The 20,257-nt window shown below is 64.3% G+C and carries 15 protein-coding genes and 1 pseudogene; 7 read left to right on the top strand and 9 right to left on the bottom strand.

What is annotated here, in order from left to right; all coding sequences use genetic code 11:
- Positions 1-26: 26 nt before the first annotated feature.
- Entirely contained in the window at positions 27-1,916 is a 1,890-nt protein-coding gene (locus tag OXT71_07045) for a CocE/NonD family hydrolase (protein ID MDE2926137.1), read from the bottom strand.
- Positions 1,917-2,123: 207 nt separating this feature from the next.
- Between OXT71_07045 and OXT71_07040 the strand changes: the two genes are divergently transcribed.
- Genes OXT71_07040 through OXT71_07025 form a run of 4 tightly spaced genes read left to right on the top strand, consistent with a single transcriptional unit; the run spans position 2,124 to position 8,078 of the window.
- Complete coding sequence (locus OXT71_07040; protein ID MDE2926136.1) at positions 2,124-3,305, top strand: aminotransferase class V-fold PLP-dependent enzyme; 1,182 nt, start codon at positions 2,124-2,126, stop codon at positions 3,303-3,305.
- A 12-nt stretch (positions 3,306-3,317) separates the two neighbouring features.
- Positions 3,318-4,682, top strand: a complete 1,365-nt coding sequence (locus OXT71_07035; GenBank protein MDE2926135.1) for an SLC13 family permease — start codon at positions 3,318-3,320, stop codon at positions 4,680-4,682.
- A gap of 29 nt (positions 4,683-4,711) precedes the next feature.
- The gene (locus tag OXT71_07030) at positions 4,712-5,128 is read left to right on the top strand and encodes a RidA family protein (GenBank protein ID MDE2926134.1); all 417 of its coding nucleotides are present in this window, start codon (positions 4,712-4,714) and stop codon (positions 5,126-5,128) included.
- 16 nt (positions 5,129-5,144) lie between these two features.
- Entirely contained in the window at positions 5,145-8,078 is a 2,934-nt protein-coding gene (locus OXT71_07025; protein ID MDE2926133.1) for an FAD-binding protein, read from the top strand.
- Between the two features lie 122 nt (positions 8,079-8,200).
- Here the strand turns inward: OXT71_07025 and OXT71_07020 are convergent.
- The 8 genes and pseudogenes from OXT71_07020 to OXT71_06985 all read right to left on the bottom strand — a co-directional run bounded on the left by OXT71_07020 (position 8,201) and on the right by OXT71_06985 (position 17,056).
- Positions 8,201-8,563 (bottom strand): annotated as a pseudogene (locus tag OXT71_07020) (type II toxin-antitoxin system VapC family toxin).
- An 18-nt stretch (positions 8,564-8,581) separates the two neighbouring features.
- On the bottom strand, positions 8,582-8,827 hold the full coding sequence (locus OXT71_07015) for a type II toxin-antitoxin system prevent-host-death family antitoxin (protein ID MDE2926132.1): 246 nt from the start codon (positions 8,825-8,827) through the stop codon (positions 8,582-8,584).
- A 37-nt stretch (positions 8,828-8,864) separates the two neighbouring features.
- Positions 8,865-10,025, bottom strand: a complete 1,161-nt coding sequence (locus tag OXT71_07010) for a hypothetical protein (protein ID MDE2926131.1) — start codon at positions 10,023-10,025, stop codon at positions 8,865-8,867.
- Positions 10,022-10,525 carry a YceI family protein gene (locus OXT71_07005; protein MDE2926130.1) on the bottom strand — a complete coding sequence of 168 codons (504 nt, stop codon included), beginning with the start codon at positions 10,523-10,525 and terminating at the stop codon, positions 10,022-10,024. Before OXT71_07005 ends, OXT71_07010 begins: the two co-directional genes overlap by 4 nt.
- 164 nt (positions 10,526-10,689) lie before the next feature.
- Positions 10,690-11,964, bottom strand: a complete 1,275-nt coding sequence (locus OXT71_07000; protein MDE2926129.1) for a hypothetical protein — start codon at positions 11,962-11,964, stop codon at positions 10,690-10,692.
- A gap of 200 nt (positions 11,965-12,164) precedes the next feature.
- Positions 12,165-13,976 (bottom strand): hypothetical protein, encoded by a 1,812-nt coding sequence (locus OXT71_06995; protein ID MDE2926128.1) that lies wholly within the window; start codon positions 13,974-13,976, stop codon positions 12,165-12,167.
- Between the two features lie 381 nt (positions 13,977-14,357).
- Positions 14,358-16,373: an alpha/beta hydrolase domain-containing protein gene (locus OXT71_06990; protein MDE2926127.1), complete on the bottom strand. Its 2,016-nt coding sequence runs from the start codon at positions 16,371-16,373 to the stop codon at positions 14,358-14,360.
- A 257-nt stretch (positions 16,374-16,630) separates the two neighbouring features.
- Entirely contained in the window at positions 16,631-17,056 is a 426-nt protein-coding gene (locus OXT71_06985) for a hypothetical protein (GenBank protein ID MDE2926126.1), read from the bottom strand.
- A 221-nt stretch (positions 17,057-17,277) separates the two neighbouring features.
- On the opposite strand from OXT71_06985, the gene OXT71_06980 reads away from it, so the two are divergent.
- The 3 genes from OXT71_06980 to OXT71_06970 all read left to right on the top strand — a co-directional run bounded on the left by OXT71_06980 (position 17,278) and on the right by OXT71_06970 (position 20,166).
- On the top strand, positions 17,278-17,649 hold the full coding sequence (locus OXT71_06980; protein MDE2926125.1) for a hypothetical protein: 372 nt from the start codon (positions 17,278-17,280) through the stop codon (positions 17,647-17,649).
- A 104-nt stretch (positions 17,650-17,753) separates the two neighbouring features.
- Positions 17,754-18,347 carry a hypothetical protein gene (locus tag OXT71_06975; GenBank protein MDE2926124.1) on the top strand — a complete coding sequence of 198 codons (594 nt, stop codon included), beginning with the start codon at positions 17,754-17,756 and terminating at the stop codon, positions 18,345-18,347.
- Positions 18,348-18,879: 532 nt separating this feature from the next.
- Complete coding sequence (locus tag OXT71_06970) at positions 18,880-20,166, top strand: Gfo/Idh/MocA family oxidoreductase (GenBank protein ID MDE2926123.1); 1,287 nt, start codon at positions 18,880-18,882, stop codon at positions 20,164-20,166.
- The last annotated feature ends 91 nt before the right edge of the window (positions 20,167-20,257 follow it).

Genomic DNA, 20,257 nt, shown 5'->3' with positions numbered 1-20,257 from the left:
AATTTAGCAGCGGCCGGAAGAGGGAGTCAATTGCCCCCGCCGGGGTCCAATGGCTCCATGACCCCCAGCTTCAGATGGGTGGCGTGCCGGGGCGAGCGGTAGACCCGGTGGGTCGCCCGGATGAAGTCCTCGGCTCTGGCCTTGAATATGTTGGGAACGTACTTCTGAGGGTTCCGGTCCACGAGGGGGAACCAACTGCTCTGAATCTGGACCATGACCCGATGGCCCGCCTTGAAGGTGTGGAAGACGTCCTGCAGGGGAAGCCGGACCCGGGTCGGACGGCCCGGCTCAAAGGGCTCCGGGTGTTCGTACGAATTCCGGAAACGTCCGCGGATCACCTCGCTCCGGATCATCATCTGGTAGCCCCCCATCCGAACCCGCCTGGGGTTGGGATCGTTGTCGGGGGCCGAGTCGGGAAGAACGTCGATGAGCTTCACCACCCAGTCGGCGTCGCCGGCCGTGGTAGAGACCCAGAGTTCCGCCTCCAACGGTCCGGCGACGGTCAGGTCCTGCTCCAGGACCGGGGTCTGATAGGCCAGGACGTCGGGACGCCGCGCCGCGAACCTCTGGTCGTCGGTCATGTATTCCCGGGTCATTTGGGGCGAGATGTCCTGGCTGAAGGGGACCGGTTTGGCCGGGTCGCTCACGTATTCGTCAGAACCCTCCTCGCCGGTTTCGGGAGGCTGGGCAGAAAGATCCCCCTGGGCCCGGAGGTAGAGGCGGTACGGCTGCAGCGAGGGAGGAGGCCAGGAATCGAAGGTCCGCCACCGGTTGGCGCCGGTCTCGAAGACGTAGGCTTCGGGGAGGTCCGCCTTGCCCGCCTGCTTCAGGTGGTGGCGGAAGAAGGGACGGATGATCCGCTTCCGGTAGAAGTCGGAGGTGTCGAAGCCAAAGCGGGCGTTGCCCAGTCCCGTTCCCGGCCGTCTCCCCCAGTCGCCGTGTGCCCACGGACCCATGACCAGGACGTTGGAGATTTCGGGATTGTTCCGCTCCACCGAGCGGTAGATCTCCAGCGGACCGTAAAGGTCCTCGGCGTCGAACCAGCCCCCCACGGTCATCACGGCGCAACGAACGTTCTTGAGATGCCGGACGATCCCGCGCTTGCTCCAGAAGGCGTCATAGCGGGGGTGCTCCATCATCTGGTTCCAGAACTCGATCTCTCCCTTCAGGTGGACCCGGTTGATGTTCGTCAGGGGGCCCAGGTCCAGAAAAAACTGGTATCCGTCCGGCGTTCCGTATTCGAAGGGGACCAACGGTTCGGTGGTGGGCTGGGGCCGGGGTTTGGCGTGCCGGGCGAAAAAACTGAAGGCATGGGCCAGGAAGAAGGCGCCGTGATGGTGGAAGTCGTCGAAATAGAAGTCGCCGATGGGGGCCTGCGGAGACGCCGCCTTCAAGGCCGGGTGGGTGTCGATCATGCCCGCCGCCGTATAGAAACCGGGGTAGGAGATGCCCCACTGGCCCACCCGTCCGTTGTGTCCCGGCAGGTGGGTGACGAGCCATTCGATGGTGTCGTAGGTGTCGGTGCTCTCGTCGATGTCCTGAGGAGTTCTCTTCTCAGGCAGATGGGGAGTCAATTGGACGAAGTCCCCTTCCGACATGTACCGGCCCCGGACGTCCTGGTAGACGAAGATGTATCCGTCCCGGGCGAATTGGGGCGTGGGTCCCAGGGAGGACCGGTAGCGGTCCGCCCCGTAGGGCCGGGAACTGTACGGTGTCCGGTAGAGCAGGATCGGATAGGTCCGGGAGCGGTCGTTGGGCGCGTACACCGCGGTGAAGAGCCGGACTCCGTCGCGCATGGGAATCCGGTGCTCGAACTTGTTGTAGTTGGCTCGAACGTACTCCTTCTGGTCCGGCTGTTGGCCGGAGAGGGGGAGAAGGGTCCAAATGAAGGGGAGCAACAGGATCGTTTTCTTCATGGCATTACCTGCGTGTGTTGCAAGCACTATACAGTGAGCGGCGAGTTCCAATCGCCGAAAAGGAGCGGTTTTCAACCGCCGAAAAGGAACGGCGGTTTCCAACCGCCGATCTTCATAACACCCATAGACCAGGAAAGGAGCGGGCGACCGGAATTCGCCCCTCCTGAACTGTATTCGCGGCGACGGCGCTGCTATCCTGTTGCCCCCATGTCTGACTTCGAGGTGCACCGTTCCGGTCGCCATTTCCTCCAGATTCCGGGTCCCACCAACGTTCCCGAACGGATCCTGCGCGCCATGTCCCGCGCCACCGAGGACCATCGGGGACCGGAACTGGCAAGCTTGACCCTGCGGGTCCTGCGCCGTCTCCGGGACGTGTTCCGGACCCGGGGCCCGGTTCTCCTCTACCCCTCCTCCGGGACCGGCGCCTGGGAAGCGGCCCTGGTGAACACGCTCTCTCCCGGGGAGCGCGTGCTGATGTTCGAGACCGGTCACTTCGCGGTCCTCTGGTCCCAACTGGCCGGCCGCCTGGGGCTGGAGGTCGAGCTGGTGCGGGGAGACTGGCGCCGCGGGGTCGACCCGGCCGAAGTCGAGTCCCGGTTGTCCCGGGACGCCTCCCACCGAATTCGGGCCGTGGGGATGGTGCACAACGAGACCTCCACCGGGGTCACCAGCGACGTGGCGGCGATCCGTCAAGCCATGGACCGCGCGGGGCACCCGGCCCTGCTCCTGGTGGACACCATCTCCTCCCTGGGCTCCATCGACTACCGCCACGACGAGTGGGGGGTCGACGTGACCGTGGCCGCCTCCCAGAAGGGGCTGATGCTGCCGCCCGGCCTGGGATTGAACGCCCTGAGCGAAAAGGCGCTGGCCGCCGCCGGGCAGGCCCGGTCGCCGCGGTCGTACTGGGACTGGAAGCCGGCATTGAAGGAGAACGCCAAGGGGTTCTTCCCCTACACTCCCGCATCGAATCTCCTCTACGGGCTGGACGCGGCCCTGGACATGCTCCTGGAGGAGGGTCTGGAGAACGTCTTCGCCCGTCATTCCAGGTTGGCCGAGGCCACGCGGCGGGCGGTCCAGGGCTGGGGTCTGGAACTCCAGGCGCTCGACCCGGGCGAATACTCCGATTCTCTGACGGCGGTGCGGGTCCCCGGCGGTCACGACGCGGACCGGCTGCGGAAGCTGATCCTGGAGCGTTTCGACATGTCTCTGGGGACGGGACTGGGAAAGGTGAAGGGGCGGGTCTTCCGGATCGGACACCTGGGCGACTTCAACGAGTTGATGCTGGCCGGGACCCTCTGCGGCGTGGAGATGGGTCTGGATCTGGCGGGCGTCCCCCATCGCGCGGGCGGCGTCGGCGCGGCGCTGCAGTACCTGGCCCGAACCCCTTGAGCGGATAAACCCATGGATCCTTCCCGGCAGGCCATCTCCGATCCCGTCCTCGCGCTAGTCGGCTTCTTCGCCGTCGTGGTGCTGCTCCTCTTCCTGGCGGCCCGCTGGAAGTGGCACGTCTTCCTGGCCCTCATGGTCCCCCTCCTCCTGCTGGGCCTGATGCCGGGAGTAAACCGGTCCGTCTTCATCCAGGCCTTCCAGGAGGGCTTCGGCAACACCCTGGGGAAGATCGGAGTGGTCATCGTTCTGGGCTCGATCATCGCCGAGTTCCTCAGGCACACCGGGGCCATCCAGGTCATCACCCGGTCCATGGTGAACCTGGCGGGAGCCCACCGCATGCCCTTGGCCCTGACCCTGAGCGGCTTCGTGCTGGGGGTGGCCATCTTCTCGGACGTGGCCTACGTCATCCTGAACCCCCTGGTCCACTCCGCGGCCCGGGTCATGGGCGTCGGCATGGGGGTCATGTCCATCGGACTGGTGTCCGCGATCCAGTTGACGCACGCCGTGGTCCCTCCCACGCCGGGTCCGCTGGCGGCCGCGGCCCTGGTGGGCGCCGACATCGGCCGGACCATCATCTACGGCGGCCTCGCCTGCCTGGCCGGTTCCCTGGCCGGATGGGTCTGGGGCCAGTACCTGGTGGGACCCCGCCTCAAGACCCTTCCTTCCGAGGAGTTCTCGAAGGATCCGGCCTCGGAGGAGGAAGGCGCGGGTTATCCGGGCACCCTGCGGTCCTACGCCCCCATCGCGATTCCGGTGGTGTTGATTTCGAGCCAGAGCGTGGTCCGTTTCCTGCTGGAGGAGGGTCACCCGGCGCGCCGGATCCTGGAGTACCTGGGATGGCCCGTGATCGCCCTTTCCATCGGACTGGTCCTGGCCTGGTGGAACATCCGGAGTTCCGAGGACCGGAAGTCCGCCAGATCCGGTTGGATCGAGGACGGGCTCCGGGCCTCCGCCATGATCCTGGTGGTCACCGGCCTGGGCGGATCCCTGAGCGCCATCCTCAAGGCGACGCCGGCGGTGGGAGTGCTGGCCGAGGCCTTCGCGGCGTCGGGACTGCCGGCCATTCTTCTGCCCTTCGTCATCGGCATTCTCGGGAACATGATCACCGGGTCCACCACGGTGGGCGTCATCACGGCGGCGTCCCTGGTGGCGCCCATGCTGGACGACCTCTCGCTGTCGCCCGAAGCCGCCATGCTGGCCGGTGCCTGCGGGTCCGTGATCATCAAGTATGTCAACAGCAGCTATTTCTGGGTCTGCACGTCGTTGAGCGGACTGCCGGTGAGAGAAGCCATCTGGGGCTACGGCGGCGGCACGCTGGTGGGAGGAGGAGTCTCCTTCGCCGTGGTCTATCTGCTGTGGGCGGTGGGGATCCTCTGAACGGCCGTCGTTGACGAGGAGAGAGTTTCATGCAGGCATCACGCAGAACCGTCATCGAGCCGGAGGGGATTCCGGCGCCGGCGGGCCAGTACTCCGAGGCCATCCGTGCGCGGGGAGGTCATTTCCTGTTCATCGCCGGACAGGTGGCCCAGAATTCCAAGGGAGAGATCATCGGCAAGGGGGATGCCGAGGCGCAGACCCGGCAGGTTTTCACCAATCTGGGACTCATCCTGAAGAGCGCGGGCGCCTCGTTTCGGGACGTGGTGGAATTCACCACCTACCTGGTGGGTGTCGAATCCGTGCGGCCCTTCCTGAAAGCGCGGTCCGAGCTCTTCGTGGACCTCTACCCCAACGCCGACTATCCCGCCAACACCTTGATCAACATCGAGTCCCTGGGCGGCTCCGACGCCCTGGTGGAAATCAAGGCCGTGGCGGTCCTTCCTTGACCCGGGCCCCCAAGGCATGGAATCCGAATCCCTGAGCAAGACCCTCGAATCGACCCTCCGCTCCGCCCTCCGGGGGGAGGTCCGCTTCGACCGGATCTCCAGGGCCATCTACTCCACCGACGCCAGCATCTACCAGATCATGCCCCGGGGAGTGGTCGTCCCCCGGTGCGTTGAGGACGTGATCCGGACCGTCCGCACCTGCCGCCGCTACGGCGTCCCCATCACCGCCCGCGGCGGAGGGACCTCCCAGGCCGGCCAAGCCATCGGCAGCGGTCTCCAACTGGATTTCTCCAAGTACATGAACCGGATCCTGGCCCTGGACGTGGAGGGCCGAACCGTGGTGGTGGAGCCGGGGATCGTCCTGGACGAGTTGAACCTCGCCCTCAAACCCCACGGACTGGTCCTGCCGTTGGACCTCTCCACCGCAAACCGCGCCACGGTGGGAGGCGCCATGGCCAACAACTCGGCCGGGACCCGGTCCGTGGTCTACGGCAAGACCATCGACTACGTCCTGGAGCTGGACGTGGTGCTCTCGGACGGGAGCGTGGTCCACTTCGCACCCGTGGCGAAGGAAGACCTGGACGCCCGCTGCCGGAGCGGGGACCTGGAGGGTCACTGCTACCGGATGGTGCGGTACCTGGCGCGCCGCCACGCTGACGAGATCGACCGGCGCTATCCCAAGATTCTGCGCCGGGTCGGCGGCTACAACCTGGACGACTTCGTCCCGACGGCCGAGTCCTTCAACCTCTCGCGAATCATGGTGGGATCGGAGGGGACGCTGGGACTGGCCGCGGCGGCCAAGCTGCGCCTGGTCCCCCTTCCCAAGCAGCGGGTGCTCTGCTCGGTCCAGTTCGATGGGGTCCTGGACTCCCTGGACGCCGTTTCGCCCATTCTGGAGCACGGCCCGTCGGCGGTGGAGCTCCTGGACCGCTTCATCCTGGATACCACCAAGGGCAAGACTGATTATGAACCGCTGCGCGACTTCATCCAGGGAGACCCCGGAGGGGTCCTGCTGGTGGAGTTCACGGGGGACACGGTGGAAGAGCTCGCCGGCCGGGTCGACCGCCTGGAAGCGGACCTGGCGAGCCGGCAAATGGGCAGCCACTTTCACCGGGCGCTGGAGCCGGATGCCCAGGCCCGCATCTGGCGGTTGCGCAAGGCGGGGCTCGGCCTGTCCATGTCGCAACGGGGAGACGCCAAGGCCCATTCCTTCGTGGAGGACACGGCGGTGGCGCCGGAGAACCTCAAGGAGTACATCCGGCGCTTCATGGAGGTGTTGGAGCGCCACCAGACCCGGGCGGGTTTCTACGCCCACGCCTCGGTCGGCCTGCTTCATGTCCGGCCCGTCGTGGATCTCAAGACCGCGGACGGAGTGGAGAAGTTCGCCCGCATTGCCAACGAAGTCGCGGACCTGGTCCTGAGGTACGGCGGCGCCCTTTCCGCCGAGCATGGCGACGGCCTGGTCCGGAGCCCGTTTCAGGAGAAGATGTACGGCCCGGTCCTGTACCAGGCCTTCCGCCGGCTCAAGGAGGCCTTCGACCCCACCGGCGTCTTCAATCCGGGCAAGATCGTGGACGCGCCGCCCATCACCGAGAACCTCAAGTTCGGGACTCAATACACGACGCACGAGGTGGAGACCGTCTTCGACTTCTCCGACTACGGAGGCATTTCACGGGCCGCCGAGCAGTGCAGCGGGGTCGGCGCCTGCCGGCAGAGCCTGCGAGCCACCATGTGCCCCTCCTACCGGGCCACCCGGGACGAGGTGGACGTCACCCGCGGCCGGGCCAACGCTCTGCGGCTGGCCATCTCGGGTCAATTGGGTCCCGACGGGTTGGCCGACAAGGACCTGTATCCGGTCCTGGACCTCTGCCTGGAGTGCAAGGCCTGCAAGACCGAGTGTCCCACCGGCGTGGACATGGCCCGGCTCAAGAGCGAGTTTCTGCACCACTACCACGCCCGCCACGGCGCTCCCCTCGGGGCTCGCGTCGCCTCCCGCATGGATCTGCTGGCGCGCCTGGGAAGCCGTCTGGCGCCGCTGTCCAATTGGCTCTCGGCCGCCTCCGTGAGCCGCTGGTTGAACGAGAAGCTGTTGGGACTGGACCGCCGGCGCCGGCTTCCCGAATTCGCCGGCCGGACCTTTCTGGACTGGTGGACCCGCCGGAATGGAGTCTCTGGGGGCGCGGACCAGGGTGACGTGGCCATATTCGCCGACACCTTCACCAACTACTTCGAGCCGCAGCATGGAGTGGCCGCGGTGCGGGTGGCCCGCCGCCTGGGAGCCCGGGTCGTGGTGCCGGCCCGGGTCTGTTGCGGGCGGCCCCTCATCTCCAAGGGATTCCTGCGGCAGGCGGCGCGGCAGGCCGAAGCCACCACCCGGACCCTGATCCCCCTGGCGCGGCGGGGGATCCCGATCGTCTTCTGCGAGCCCAGTTGTTATTCGGCCGTCTGCGACGACCATCCGCACCTGGTGTCCGAATCCATGCGGGAACGGGCTCGAGCCGTGGCCCGGGCGGCCCGAACCTTCGAGGAATGGTGCGGTCAGGCGCTGGAGGGTCTGCCGGAACCGGAGGTCGGCAGGCTGTTGGGCAACGGAGCTTCAGAATCCCAACAGATTCTGCTCCATGGCCACTGCCATCAAAAGGCTCTGGTGGGAATGGAGGCGGCCGTCGGGCTACTGTCGAAAATCCCGGGAGTTCAGGTCACACCTTTGGACAGCGGCTGCTGCGGCATGGCCGGGATGTTCGGATACGAGAGCAAGCACTACGAGGTGTCCCGCGCGGTGGGAGAACTGCGCCTCTTTCCAGCTCTCAGAGAAGCCGCCTCCGGCACCGAGGTGGTGGCGCCCGGTTTCTCCTGCCGGCATCAGATCGATCACTTCACGGATCGACAGGCGGTCTCCTCCATGGAACTGCTGGCGTCGCTGATGGGAGAAGCCAGGACTCGGCCCTGACGGGACTTCGCTAGCCGGAGGCAACTCCGCCGCCGCGATGCCCCACCATTCCCATCGATCAGCGGTCCCATGGGAACGTCAGGGAAGAGTGTGGTGGACTGATTCATGGCAGTCCGTCCAATTCACCAGAGTGTGGGTGCGGGATAGCGGGTAATTATCGGATCAGGCGTCACGATGGTCATCCCGTGGAGGATCGCCTGTGACACCAGACCCCGGTCGAACGGGTCGGAATGATACGGGGGTAGCTGAGTGTCATGTGCCGCGCAGGCTTCGTCGAAGGCCAACGATTCAATCTGCAGTTGCTCCCGTTGGTTGACCACGTAGCGTCCGGGCGATTCGGGTAGCGGCAGCCGCCCCAGTCGATGCTTGATGGCGATTTCCCACACAGAGAGCGAGCTGAGGTAGACGGCGTTCGCCGGATTCACGAAAGCAGCACGAACCCGGGCCGTAAGACGAGGATCGTTACCCGCCAACCAGAGGAAAGTGCAGGTGTCGACCTCTCACTACGACTCGCCACCACTTCCGAAAGCCCGGAGGATGTCCTCAGGAAGCGGCTCGAAGAAACTGTCAGGCACCTTCAGGCCCGGATCGGTACCGATCGGACGTTTCTTCATGGGCAGCTTTGGAAGGGGTCGGATCTCGGCAATGGGCACATTGCGTCGACACAGGACCACCGTCTCACCCCGTTCGACGCTCTGGAGGTACTCTGAGAGACGGGCTTTCGCTTGCGCGATGTTTGCCTTGATCATGGTCAAATACTAGATCAACAATATGACTATCAACAAGTTACAGATAGAGGTGGAGCTGTGCCAGAAGCGTTTTCGTGTGCAGGTCGCCGAACCGGAAGTGGTCCCGGTAGTACGACAGGCTCACGTGCCAGTGGGTCCGCGGATAGAAGTCCAGGCCGTACACCATGCGGCGCACTTCACCCCAAGGGTCCTGGTCGGTCCAGCGCACCTGCGGCGACACTCTCAGCCAGATCCCCCGGAACGCTTCCACCGACGTCTGGTTGGCGACTATGTACGCCCGATCGCTCCGGGCCAGACTTTGGAGCCGGCGGTCGGCGTGGGTCCAGGTGACCAGCCAGCGCACCGGGGCGTATCCGAAGGACACGCCGGTGTGCGTGCTTCGGGGGCTGAAATCCGTCGCGCCGCGGTACAGCAGCGACCCCGCGACGACGGTGCGCGGGGTGAGGTCGAACTGGTACCGGCCGCTCACGGTGAATGCTGCCCGGCCCTTGCCGTCGATGAGGGAATCGGCGCGGCCCGGACCGACCGACATTTGCAGCAGCGATCGATCGAGCGACACCCCCACCTCGACCCCGTAGACCTGATCGTCCTGCGCGAGGCCCGGCCCCTCGCGTGTAAATGAGGTGTGATCCGCGAACCGAACGCCGTAGGCCGGCAGGAAGCGCCCTCCCCGCACGCTCAGCGCATCGCTGACCTGGTAGGCCACCCAATGTTCGTAGGAGACGAACTCACCGCCCCTTACGGGCTTTCGACCAACGCTCCCGTAGGCTGTCCATCGGTTTCGCTGCCAGGCGGCCTGCAGATCGAGGTTCATCAGAAAATTGCGGTCGTCGATGGCGATGCCGGGCACCGTGACGCTCACGTGCGAGGGCCGGAGGTCGAGGCCGAGTTGCAGGGGGGAGTCGCTCCCAATGGCGCCGTACAGGAAGGATTCCTCGCTTCGGGTCCCTCCCGGGGATGCCGCGCCGGCCGCTGGGCGCCGGCCGAAAGTCGAGATCTCCTCCCGCGACAGCGACCGCCCGTAAGGCGTGAGCAACCCACCGCCCGATGCCGAGTAGTGGCAGGCCGTGCATCGCGGGTACTGCTTGGAGAGAAAAATCGGTTCGGCGGATGCAGGCGTCATGCCCCAACCGCCGAGGAGAGCGGCGGCTGCGAGACCCGTACCCAAGCTTCGGCGCAACGTTGCCGTACGGATCATTGGGGTCCACCGGCGGGAGAGTTGCCGCTGACCGCGTCGAAGGTGACGAGGATTCCGACCTCGTCGCGCACACCGACGCCCAGATAGCGGGGAGGGGGGATGTCGAATACCTTCAGGCTCAACGAGAACGCCGCCTGCACGTGAAGCCGCCCGTCGCGCCGGCTCAGTTCCGCCTTGCCCGCGATGGCCCTTTCGACTCCGTGCAGCGACAACGTTCCCGAGAACGGCGTCTTGTGGCGGGCGGCGTCCGGCGGGAGCGGGACAGCCAGTTCGATGCCGGTCAGGGCGGCGTGCCGGAACCGCTCACCGCGGGCCACCTCCAGATAGGTCTCCCGCAGGTGGTTGTTGCGCAGTTCGATGCCGGTGTCGAGGGGGACGAGATCGACCCGGAGCGTGCCCGCATAGGACGCTTCGGGCCCGGTTTGCCGCAAGGTTCCGGAAATCGCCGACGTGGCGGCGTCGAAGCTGCCGCCGACGGTGAAGCGGCAGCGGACCCGCACATTCCCGGACGTAAGATTCCAGGATTGTTCGGCACTTGCCGGCCATGCGGCGGCCAAGTCGAGGGTGGCCGGCAGAAGCGTCGTTGCGAGGGCGATCGAGACGACCCTCCGCGGAACCTTCAGGGTAAGTCCCCCGCTCGTATGAAGGACTCGCGAACACGTTGTCATTGCATCGGTGCAACGGGAAGGCTTGCCATATTATTTCCGGAACTTATACGCAGGACTGTAGCCGCCACCTGGCCATGTGACGGAACGACCTCCAGAACACCCTGGAAATCTGTCAAGTCGGGGACAGGATCGTCCCAATTGAACTCCTCGATGAAGCGGGCCATGTGTCCATTTCCAGACAACGGATCTGTGGCCACTGTTCCCGTTCCTGTCTCAGCGCCATCCAGGTCGACGAGCCTCACTTGAAGGGTCTTTTCCTCGGCGTCCAGATTCATCACAGCCACACCCGTTCTGATGAACTTGTCACCGGTACGGTTTTCCGCAGGCGCTCGAAACCCGGCCAGCGGCTCACTATTGCCGACCCCGGCCACACCCAGAGTTGCGCCCTCGAACAAGACAACGCCGCTCAGCGGCCCGTCGGAATGAACAGTCAAAGATCCTGCAACGACCGGCCCCTGGCCGTCGCTTGCGTAAACTGCGCCTCCACCGCCTGCAATACTGAAGACCTCGGTTTCTCCCGAAACCATCTCCCCGTTCAGAACCACATTCAGGGGAGCCCCATCGCCGCCCCGTAGTTCCAGCTTCGCGTTGACAGCTTCCCCAATACCATTCAGAAGAGAGATCTGGCTGACAATCCCGGCCCCATTGGCGAATTGCGCGAAATGGAGCCTTTCGGTCAACTCGACGGGACTCGGGACATTGATCTCGCTGTCGGTGGGAATTGAGACATCGAGAGTGTTGATCGCATCTCCCGTCGGCCTGTCGTTACCGTCGGCGGAATTGGACGCCACCCTCAATGTCACGCTTGTCTCTTTCGGATCCATCGGCGCCGTCCACTGAAAGTCGACCATCCCGGCATCCAGGTTGTTGGTATGAGTCAGTATCTGCGGCCCCGCCCCGTCGACCACGGTGGTGTCTTCGGTGACGGCCGTAAGGGCGCCCGCCTGCGTGCCATCGGAGAAAACAGCTGCCACCTGGAACCCGTACGTCGTGCCTCCAGTGATCGTGATCCCCAAGTCGTAAGTTTCGCCAGGAACGAAACTATCGGGCAGATTATTGAAGGAGACGGAACCGGCCTCGTTCAACGTGCTGCCGGAAGCAAAGTGACAGCCGGGCACGTAACAGCCGCGATCGTTGAGGACGCTGCCGGCTAACGGAATTTTCCGACCGTCAGGAAACCCTCCGATTGAGGCCACGAACAATAGGGACAGGAAGGCAAGCAGAGTTCCGAAACCGGCCAGAGCCGGCAGTCTTTCCCAGAACTTCTTCATGGTTTTGATCCTCGACGAATTATCTGATGACCGTATGTCAGCGACGGCCCGGCGTCAATTCACTTCCCTATCGCGATCAACGGGTGACGCCGAGTTTTTCCTGAAAGCTCAGACCGATGGGAGAGGATGACCGTCGGCCCTGAAGGACTGGCTCGAAACCGCACCGGTTCCCCGGCCCGTCGTCCCGCGCACAGAAGCGATCAGCGATCCCAGGGAAACGCCAGCGTGGGACTCTGGGAGTAACGATCCAGAGACAAAACAAGTCGTCCGCCGCTCCCCGGCTTCAGCCGGACCCGGAAATGGGAGTCGTTCACCGGGGTCGCCCGGCCCCTGTGGTTCACCGAGAGGCATTGGTGCTCGGCGTAGCCGCCGGTTTGAACCACCACTTCCCGTGCGTGTACGGGGCTCACGTTGACCAGCGTCAAGGTGACGGACCCTGGCCCGAGCTTTTCCACCAGTGCTCCCACGCCGGGCGGCAGGCCGGGCCGCCGGCGGTCCGGATCGAAATACCGCACCTGCGCATGGAGCGCATTCCCCGATCCCCCCGGGTAGTTGGCTCCCATCATCAGGTGCAGCAGCGAGGTGACGGCGACGGTTCGGGCAAAACCGGTTGAGGACCGGGTGTCTCGAGTCGCTCCGTCCTCTCTCAGACGTTTCATCTGAAGGCCGATGACGGCGAAATCCTGTTGCAGCGCCTCCAGCGGGTAGCTGTCGTACCGACCCTCCAGGTAGCGGATCCAGGGGTGGGCCGAGACCCGCCCGCGCTGGACCGGATCGACAGGTTTGTCCAGAGACCAGAGATAGAGATCGACCTGCTCTTCCAGGTAGACGTTTTCGGTGTATCCGTACCAGCCGTCGTCTCCGTGCTTGTGAGGAATGAGAATCCGTCCGTTCTCCTCCCGGCCGGCCGCATACAGGTTGTCCATCTGGCGCCTGATGACGGCCGGGTATTCGCGATCTCCCGTCAATAGCAGGGCGATGCCGAAGCCGATGCGCGATCCCCGAATGAACATGTTGTTTCCCGGATTGGGTTGCCCCTCGCGATCGGGCGTGAACTCGTCGAAACGGGGACGAAAGTTCCAACCATAGACTCCCCCGTACCACTTTCCGTCCCACTGGCCCCCGATTTGTCCGTCCAGGCCGATATTGGTGGGAATGTTGCCGCCGTTGGCCCGGGCCCTTTCCTTCCAGGCATCCACGTACTCCAGGATCCAGTTCCGGTACTTCTTCTCGTGGGTGAGCATGTAGGCCGTCATGGCCAAGTGCGTGGCCATCAGGTTCAGAGGATGGTCGCCGCTCAGGTCCACCATGTAGCCTTGGCGGGAGAACCGGAGGGTCCTTCGGGGCCGGCCCGGTCGGGAGTCGTGCCGGGGCCGGGGAGGTCCGGCCCAGTGGGCCTCGGTGGGTACTCCCAGCAGGGGCCCCTGGCTGCCGTTGAAGAGGCTCCGGATGATCTTGCGCTCCGGATCGTAGTTGGGAGCCGACGGGTCCTCGTCCATGTAGAAGGCGCTGAACCGCCGGGCGCGAATCAGGTACTGGGGATCCTTGGGGCGCGCCATCCCGTACCAGTACCAGCCGGCCATGCCTTCGCCGATGTGCTCCCAGTCGAAGGAAGGACAGAACTCCCGGTAGTACATCCCATCCCGGGTCGCCTCCACCAGCGGCTCCCGAGCCTCGGTGAACTGCTCCAGGTGCCCCTCCCAGATCTTCTTGTAGGTGGCGAGGACCGATTCGGATCCCCCCAGGATGTAGAGCAGCGGCCAGTGCCGGAACCTCTCCATGACGTCGTCGGCCCCGTCCATCCCGCCCCAGTTGGGCGTGATGGCCAGCCAGCCCCGCTCGTCCATGTACCTGTCGGCGAGCCGTTGGGCTTCTTCGGCATTGGCTTCGAGGAGAGCACGCTGCGCCAGAGCCCACGCCGGCGGAGGCATGGGATCGTCCAGTGTGATCCGGGTCTCGGAGCGCACCGGCGTAGAGATGGCCAGGAAGAACAAAATGCCGAGTCGGCGCATCGGAAATCCTCCGTAAACGGGCAGTGCAGGCTAACGAAAGGGAGTGACGTCTTCCTGCTTTTCCGGGCAATTGTAGTCACAAAGATTACATGGGTGAACCACTCGTCGTTGGGGTCCGGGAGTTCAAGGCACGGTTGGGAACTGATCTCGGTTGGGTACGCGAAGGGCGCATCCTGACCATCACCGATCGGGGCCGGCCGGTGGCGGAAGTGACGCCGATCGAGTTTGACGGCCGTTCTGTGGAAGCACGTCCGGCTCGTTTACGGAGGCAGGGCGTGGTGACGGGCCAAGCGAAACCGGTGCCGCCGATCGCCAGGCCGATCATAGGAAGAGGCCGGAGCTTCTCTGAGGCTGTTAGCGAAGATCGGGAGGATCGAGTCCTCAGCGCATCAGATAGTCCCAGCGGGCAGCGGCTCCCTTGACGACCAGGGGAACATCCTGTGACAGCAGGTATCCCTGATCCATGAGTTCAAGGGCAACTTCGGTGACCCGGCCCAGGTACTCGTCACGGCTCTCGTATCTCTCCCCGATGGAGAGCCGGGGGTCACCCGCTTCGAGACGCTCTTCCTTGCTCCGGGCGAAAGGAATGTAGGAGCCGCGGAAGCTGCAGATTTCCGTCGGCGGACCCTGGCCGGGGCCGAAGAGGTTCCACCCCGCATACGTGGCCAGGGGGACCGCCACTTCCGGAAGGCGGATCCCCGCCAGCTCGTTCCCGTCGGCGTCGACCTTGGGCACCAGGATCGGAAAGGGAGCGCCGACTCGCGGCGGCTGGAAGCTCACAATGCCCTCCGAACGAAACCGGGGGCCGTAATCCACCCGGTAGGCACGGTGGATTCTGGTGGGCACCCGGATGCCCGGCAACCGGGGAAACTCGAACTCGGGAAACGGGACCAGAGTGGCCTCGTCCAAGCGGGGATACCGGCTCGGCGGCGGAGTCGCTCCGTCGGCCACCCACCGATCCAGGGCCAGGAGCAGGGCGCGCATCGCCCAGCGGAAATCCAGCGGATTGTCCAGTTGCTGCCCCCTGGATCGGGAAGGAGGGAAGGGTCCCACGCCATGCTGGCTGCCCGTAAAATGATAGTGGCGAACCTGGTCCATGAACTCCACGTCCCGGGTTCCGTCCACGGTGGTGTGAATCAGGGAAGAGGCGCGGCCCCAATATTCGTAGGAGGAGTTGGTGTAGAAGATCTTGGGGCAAAGCTCGGGCCGGGCGAAGTGGATCAGAAGTCCGTCGGTCTTCCCCGTCACCGGGTCGGTCTGGGCCCTGCCGGTGAAGGGAAAGATGTCGGTGGGATAGAAGAAGTTGGAGAAGGGCTGGGCGTCCCGCGACGGCTGGGCGAACCGGTGGTTGAAGCTGCCCCGACCGGCCCCCGCCACGTGCGGTATGAGTCCGTCGAAGACCCGCCGGTTCTGTTCGTCCGCGTTGAAACCCTGGTAGAGGAAGGTCCGCAGGAAGCGCCCGCTCTGCGAACTCCCGTACCCCAGGGCGCGGTTCAGGGCGGTCCGTGGAATGGACAGGTCCGGATCGCCTTCGTACTTGAGGTGGGAGATCATGTCTCGCACGGCCGTCGGGCCCAGTCCCACCAGGGGAGGATCCTGGCCCCGGTAGACCACTTCGTAAATCCGGCCGGGCTCGAATCCCCCTTCCAGAACGACATGAGTCGGGTCGGGCACCGCCTGTCCCCCCTCCATTCGGGCGAACCGCCAGCGGTTCCTGGGAACGGGCTGGCGCTCACCCTCGACTTCATCCCGGACCGTCATGGAGTTCTCGGGGGCGTCGGGATCGGACACGGGGTACGGAATGTGGCTGCGGTCCGAGAGAATGTGGTGGTCGGCGCGGGTCTTGACCACGAAGTCGCATCGCACCAGGCCGGTGATGGGACGGTCCGGGTCCCGGGCGACGGCCGGGTAGACGCGAATGTTCCCCGACCGGTGGGGCGGGTCCAGTTGCCATCCCAGCCACAGCAGAGTGAAGCCCTGCCGCATGAGGAAGCCGTCTCCGAACTCCTCGCGGGTCTTGGGTGTCGGGCTGTACCGGGCCAGGTTGAAGTGTGCCACCAGGGCCTTCCCGCCCCGGTTGGAGACCTCGTAGAAAATGGCGCCGTTCCCTCGCTCCACCTGGACCGGTTTCAGCAGCGCCAGATCGGAGGAGAACTCAACCTCGCCCTGCTCGTTCCGGGGCGCCTTCCCGATGTCGGTGATGATCCGATTGGGTCCCACTTCGGGATCGACGGCGAAGTGCACCCGTCCCGTGATTATTTCGTAGGGACCTACCAGGGGATAGGGCTCGCCATCCAGGATCGGATTCCGTTCGTGGATCTCCACCCGGACGACGCGCGCCCACAGAGGGCTCAACGAAAAAAGTAGCGAAGAGATGACGATGAACAGGCGTGCCATGCTGGCCATTAGAGTCGGAGCGGGAGATGGGAGTCAAGACGCAGGGAGGGTGACCTGACTTGATCGTCCGGCTGGACGGGGTCCCTCGCTACCGGCGCCAGTATCGATCGCTCAGTTCCGTCTTCGCGGGACGCTGAGCGATTGCGCCGGGACCCGGCGCGACGAGCAGCCGAAAATTCTCTTGCCGTACTCGTTCCGCGTCCTTGTGGCCACGGGCCTGCTTGGTCAGTCAAGCGTGCCCATGGCGGAAAAAGACGTCAGCCGAGCACAGTTTCGGCCACATCCTCTGCCTTGTTCACCAACATGATCGCAAGGACTATGACAATGACAACAGCAATCAAGAGCACCAGGATCATTCCCATGCCGCCGGCCCTAGCCTGTTCGTTCACCTGCCTGCTTTGCCGGGCCAGCTCGGCCAATGTCTCGTTGTCCAGCGTGGGGACTGCAACCGCGACTTTCTCCAGGTCGAAAAGGTGCCCCACGTGATCTTGAACCCCCTGGTCACGGAGCAGCGTCTGGACTTCGCGAATGTTGCCGGCGCGTTCGGCCGTTTGTGCCGCGACCTGGTCCCGCAACTCCTCGATCGATACCAGGTGAACCGTTTTCTGTGCCGGGAGGGGACCGGCCTGCAAGCTGGTATGTGAGACCAAGAGGACCGAAAGGAACAAGGATATGGCTTTCACTGACTACCTCCTCTGCATCTGAATCGCTGGCAGTATAACGCCACGGAAGTGAAACATCGTGCGCGGGTTGAGATCGAGGGCCGGGATAGGCCTCGAGATCCGGATCCAGGGATTCCAACCGGCCGATTTTTTCGCCCGGGTCCTCGTGTCCGGATGGGCTGATTGACACTCTCGGTCCACATGCGCTATGCATTATTCACATTCCCCCATTGAGAACCGAAATGAACTGGAAGCATGTCAGCCTCAAGGCCCTGGTCGTCATTGGCGCGATCATGGTCTGCGGATCTGTGGGGGGCGTGGTGTTGGCAAGCTATATGATCCACCATTTCGGCCCGAAGCTCATCTATTCGCAGGGACTCAGCGTTGCTATGTGGGGCACAATTTGGGGGGTGATCTGGCTCGTGGATACCCATCACCTCTCCATGTCCCGAAAGGCGCTGTCTGCAGCCGATCCCGCGACGGCGAAAAAATATCTGGGACGAGTCCGATTCCTGCGTAGCAAGGAGGAGTCGATCAGGCGGGAGCATGGCTTGGTACGTTCCTATTCCGACCCGGGCCGGCCCTTGGGCCTGGACTCTCGCAAAGGGGACTAGTGGGAGTCTGCAGGAGGCAAGGGGCTTGGCTTTCCTCTGAGAGAAGGTGGAATCGGCAAGGCGATCAAGAACATCGAGGTGTGATGGCGGAAGTGTCTCGTGGCTTGGTGCTCGTGCTGTTGTTCGGCGCGACGAGTGCCTCGGTTCACACCCAGGATCGCTGGAGCGTCGCGGAAGAGGAGATCGTGCGCCTGGCTCCCGCGGCATTCGAAAAGGTTCCGGCGGCGATCCGGAAGGGACTTTCCGACCTGGGTTGCTCGATCCCTCAGGCCTGGGGCAACGCAGTGGGCAAGAACGATCACGGCTGCTCGCTCCCTCCACCCCGAGGCAGCGACCGGCCGCATAACGTCGTCTCAGGCGAATTCATGGAAGCCGGCCAGACGCTGTGGGCCGCGCTCTGCTCTCGCAATCGAACATCAGCCATCATTGTGATCGATGAAAACGGGCGAGTTCGGGCCAAACTCGCTTCGGCCCCGGACCGGAGTTATTTACAAGGTATCGGGTGCGGAAAGATCGCCTATTCGCGCTGGTTGAGCCCGGCCGGGGCTGATTTCATCCTGTCCGTCTACCACGCCTACGGAGGACGGAAGCCACCGCCGATCGATCATCAAGGTATCGACAATGCCTTTCTTGAAAAGGCCTCCACGGTGCACTACTTCCACGAAGGAAAGTGGCTGCGGTTGACTGGAGCGGACTGAGTCGCCGAGACATCCCCTTTCCGGTCCGTTTTCGGTCCGGTAGGCCAGGAACCAGATGCCGTCCGTCGGTGTGAGGGAACGGCGGCGCCCCGTAGCTCTTGCCGATCTCGAGGGTGATCATCGCTCCGGCGTAAGGTCCACCCAGGAGCAGCCACGCCGAATGGACCAAGGCGGGTGCGGAACCCCTGGATTTGAATGTTGATTGGCGATAGCAGGCCGGACATCGATTAGGAGGAGTGATGGATGACATTGATACACTCTGGTTCGGATCGAATCACGCCGCCAGGAACGGCGATTTCCAGTCGCCGAACTCCAGAGCAGCGCCGGGCCAAGAAGGGAACGGGCCAAGAAAGGAATGGGCGATTGGAAATCGCCCCTCCAAATCGCCCCTCCAGATCGCCTCCATGGCTCTTGCGCCGAACCGGAACCCTCCTGTAACATCTTCCGTATCAATACTTTTCAAGTTTCGGCAGTCACGTCCGCCGTCCGGTCCGGCCGCTGACCGGATTTGTCCATTGAGGAGTCGCCAGTCATGAGCCAAGCATCCATTCACCGCCGTTCCTTTCTGACCCGTTCGGCCGGAGCCGGAGCGGGTCTGGCCCTGGCCGGCTTTCCCGGCATCGTCAGCGCCCGCAACGTCAACAATCGACTCAACCTGGGAATCGTGGGGCCGGGAGGGCGCGGCACCGGACGACTGAAGCGGTTCTTTCAGATGAACCGGCGGTTCAACGCCCGGCTCGTCGCCGTCTGCGACCTCTGGAGCTACCGCCGCGAAAACGCGGTGGAGTTGGCAAAGGCCGAGCAGGGCTACGCCCCCAAGGCCTACCGCCATCACGAAGAGATTCTGGCCGATGCCGAGGTGGACGCCCTGATCATCGCCACCCCCGACCACGCCCACGCTCAGATCCTGAAGTTGGCCGCCGACGCGGGCAAGGACGCCTACTGCGAAAAACCCATGGCCAACGTGCTGGAGGAGGCCAACGCGGCCCTGGACGCGGTGCGCCAATCCGACACCATCGTCCAGATCGGGACCCAGAGACGTGCCAATCCCAAGTATCGCCAGGCCAGCCGCATGATTGCCGAAGGGTTCATCGGCGACGTGGTCAAGGCCGATTTCCATTGGAGCAAATACAGTCCGTATCGTTGGGCCCGGAAGGAAAAGGACATCCTGATGGCCAAGGAGAGCGATCTGGACTGGAACACCTGGCTCATGGGACGCCCCCACCGGCCCTTCGACCCCCGGATCTTTCGCTGTTTCCGGCTCTTCAAGGACTTTTCCAGCGGCATCATCGACCAGTGGATGAGCCACGGCATCGACTTGGCGCACATGCTCACGGGTGTTACCTACCCCTCGACCGTCGTGGCCCATGGCGGGATCTACCAGTGGAAGGACTACCGGGAGAATCCGGACACTCAGGAGATCACCCTGGAGTACAAGAAGGGTGACCGGAAGTTCCTGACCGTCTACTCCACCAACTGGATCAACGGGTACGGCAGCGGCACCCGGGTCCACGGGACCCTGGGAAGTTTCAAGGGCGAGGCCATTTCCCACCGTGACGACGACTGGCATTTCACCGGCAAAGGGGTGAAGGCCGACGGCAAAGTGGCGGACAAGGTTCCGGTTGAAGGGGACCCCGGAGAGACCGACCACATGGCCAACTGGCTGGACGCCGTCCGCAGTCGAGATTCAAAGCGGCTGTATTGTCCCGTCGAGGCCGGCTACGGTCATTCCATCGCCTGCATCATGGCGACCGATTCCTACTGGAGCGGGGAACGAATGGTCTTCGACCCGGTAAAGCGAACCATCCTGGCCGGATAGGAGGGGACTTTCCTCTCCCCCCGACCCCCCCGGAGTGGGGGGGGGGGGGCCCCCCCCCCCCCCCCCCCCCCCCCCCCCCGGGGGGGGGGGG

This window comes from Acidobacteriota bacterium (assembly GCA_028874215.1).
GTDB lineage: Bacteria > Acidobacteriota > UBA6911 > RPQK01 > JAJDTT01 > JAJDTT01.
This window is presented reverse-complemented; position numbering and strand designations above follow the sequence as displayed.

What these genes read in the sequence shown, in the direction of transcription:
- OXT71_07030 (MDE2926134.1), top strand. Translation starts at nt 4,712, where the DNA reads ATGCAGGCATCACGCAGAACCGTCATCGAGCCGGAGGGGATTCCGGCG.
- OXT71_06990 (MDE2926127.1), bottom strand. Translation starts at nt 16,373, where the DNA reads ATGGCACGCCTGTTCATCGTCATCTCTTCGCTACTTTTTTCGTTGAGC.
- OXT71_07040 (MDE2926136.1), top strand. Translation starts at nt 2,124, where the DNA reads ATGTCTGACTTCGAGGTGCACCGTTCCGGTCGCCATTTCCTCCAGATT.
- OXT71_07045 (MDE2926137.1), bottom strand. Translation starts at nt 1,916, where the DNA reads ATGAAGAAAACGATCCTGTTGCTCCCCTTCATTTGGACCCTTCTCCCC.
- OXT71_07035 (MDE2926135.1), top strand. Translation starts at nt 3,318, where the DNA reads ATGGATCCTTCCCGGCAGGCCATCTCCGATCCCGTCCTCGCGCTAGTC.
- OXT71_07010 (MDE2926131.1), bottom strand. Translation starts at nt 10,025, where the DNA reads ATGATCCGTACGGCAACGTTGCGCCGAAGCTTGGGTACGGGTCTCGCA.
- OXT71_07025 (MDE2926133.1), top strand. Translation starts at nt 5,145, where the DNA reads ATGGAATCCGAATCCCTGAGCAAGACCCTCGAATCGACCCTCCGCTCC.
- OXT71_07015 (MDE2926132.1), bottom strand. Translation starts at nt 8,827, where the DNA reads ATGATCAAGGCAAACATCGCGCAAGCGAAAGCCCGTCTCTCAGAGTAC.
- OXT71_06995 (MDE2926128.1), bottom strand. Translation starts at nt 13,976, where the DNA reads ATGCGCCGACTCGGCATTTTGTTCTTCCTGGCCATCTCTACGCCGGTG.
- OXT71_06980 (MDE2926125.1), top strand. Translation starts at nt 17,278, where the DNA reads ATGAACTGGAAGCATGTCAGCCTCAAGGCCCTGGTCGTCATTGGCGCG.
- OXT71_06970 (MDE2926123.1), top strand. Translation starts at nt 18,880, where the DNA reads ATGAGCCAAGCATCCATTCACCGCCGTTCCTTTCTGACCCGTTCGGCC.
- OXT71_07000 (MDE2926129.1), bottom strand. Translation starts at nt 11,964, where the DNA reads ATGAAGAAGTTCTGGGAAAGACTGCCGGCTCTGGCCGGTTTCGGAACT.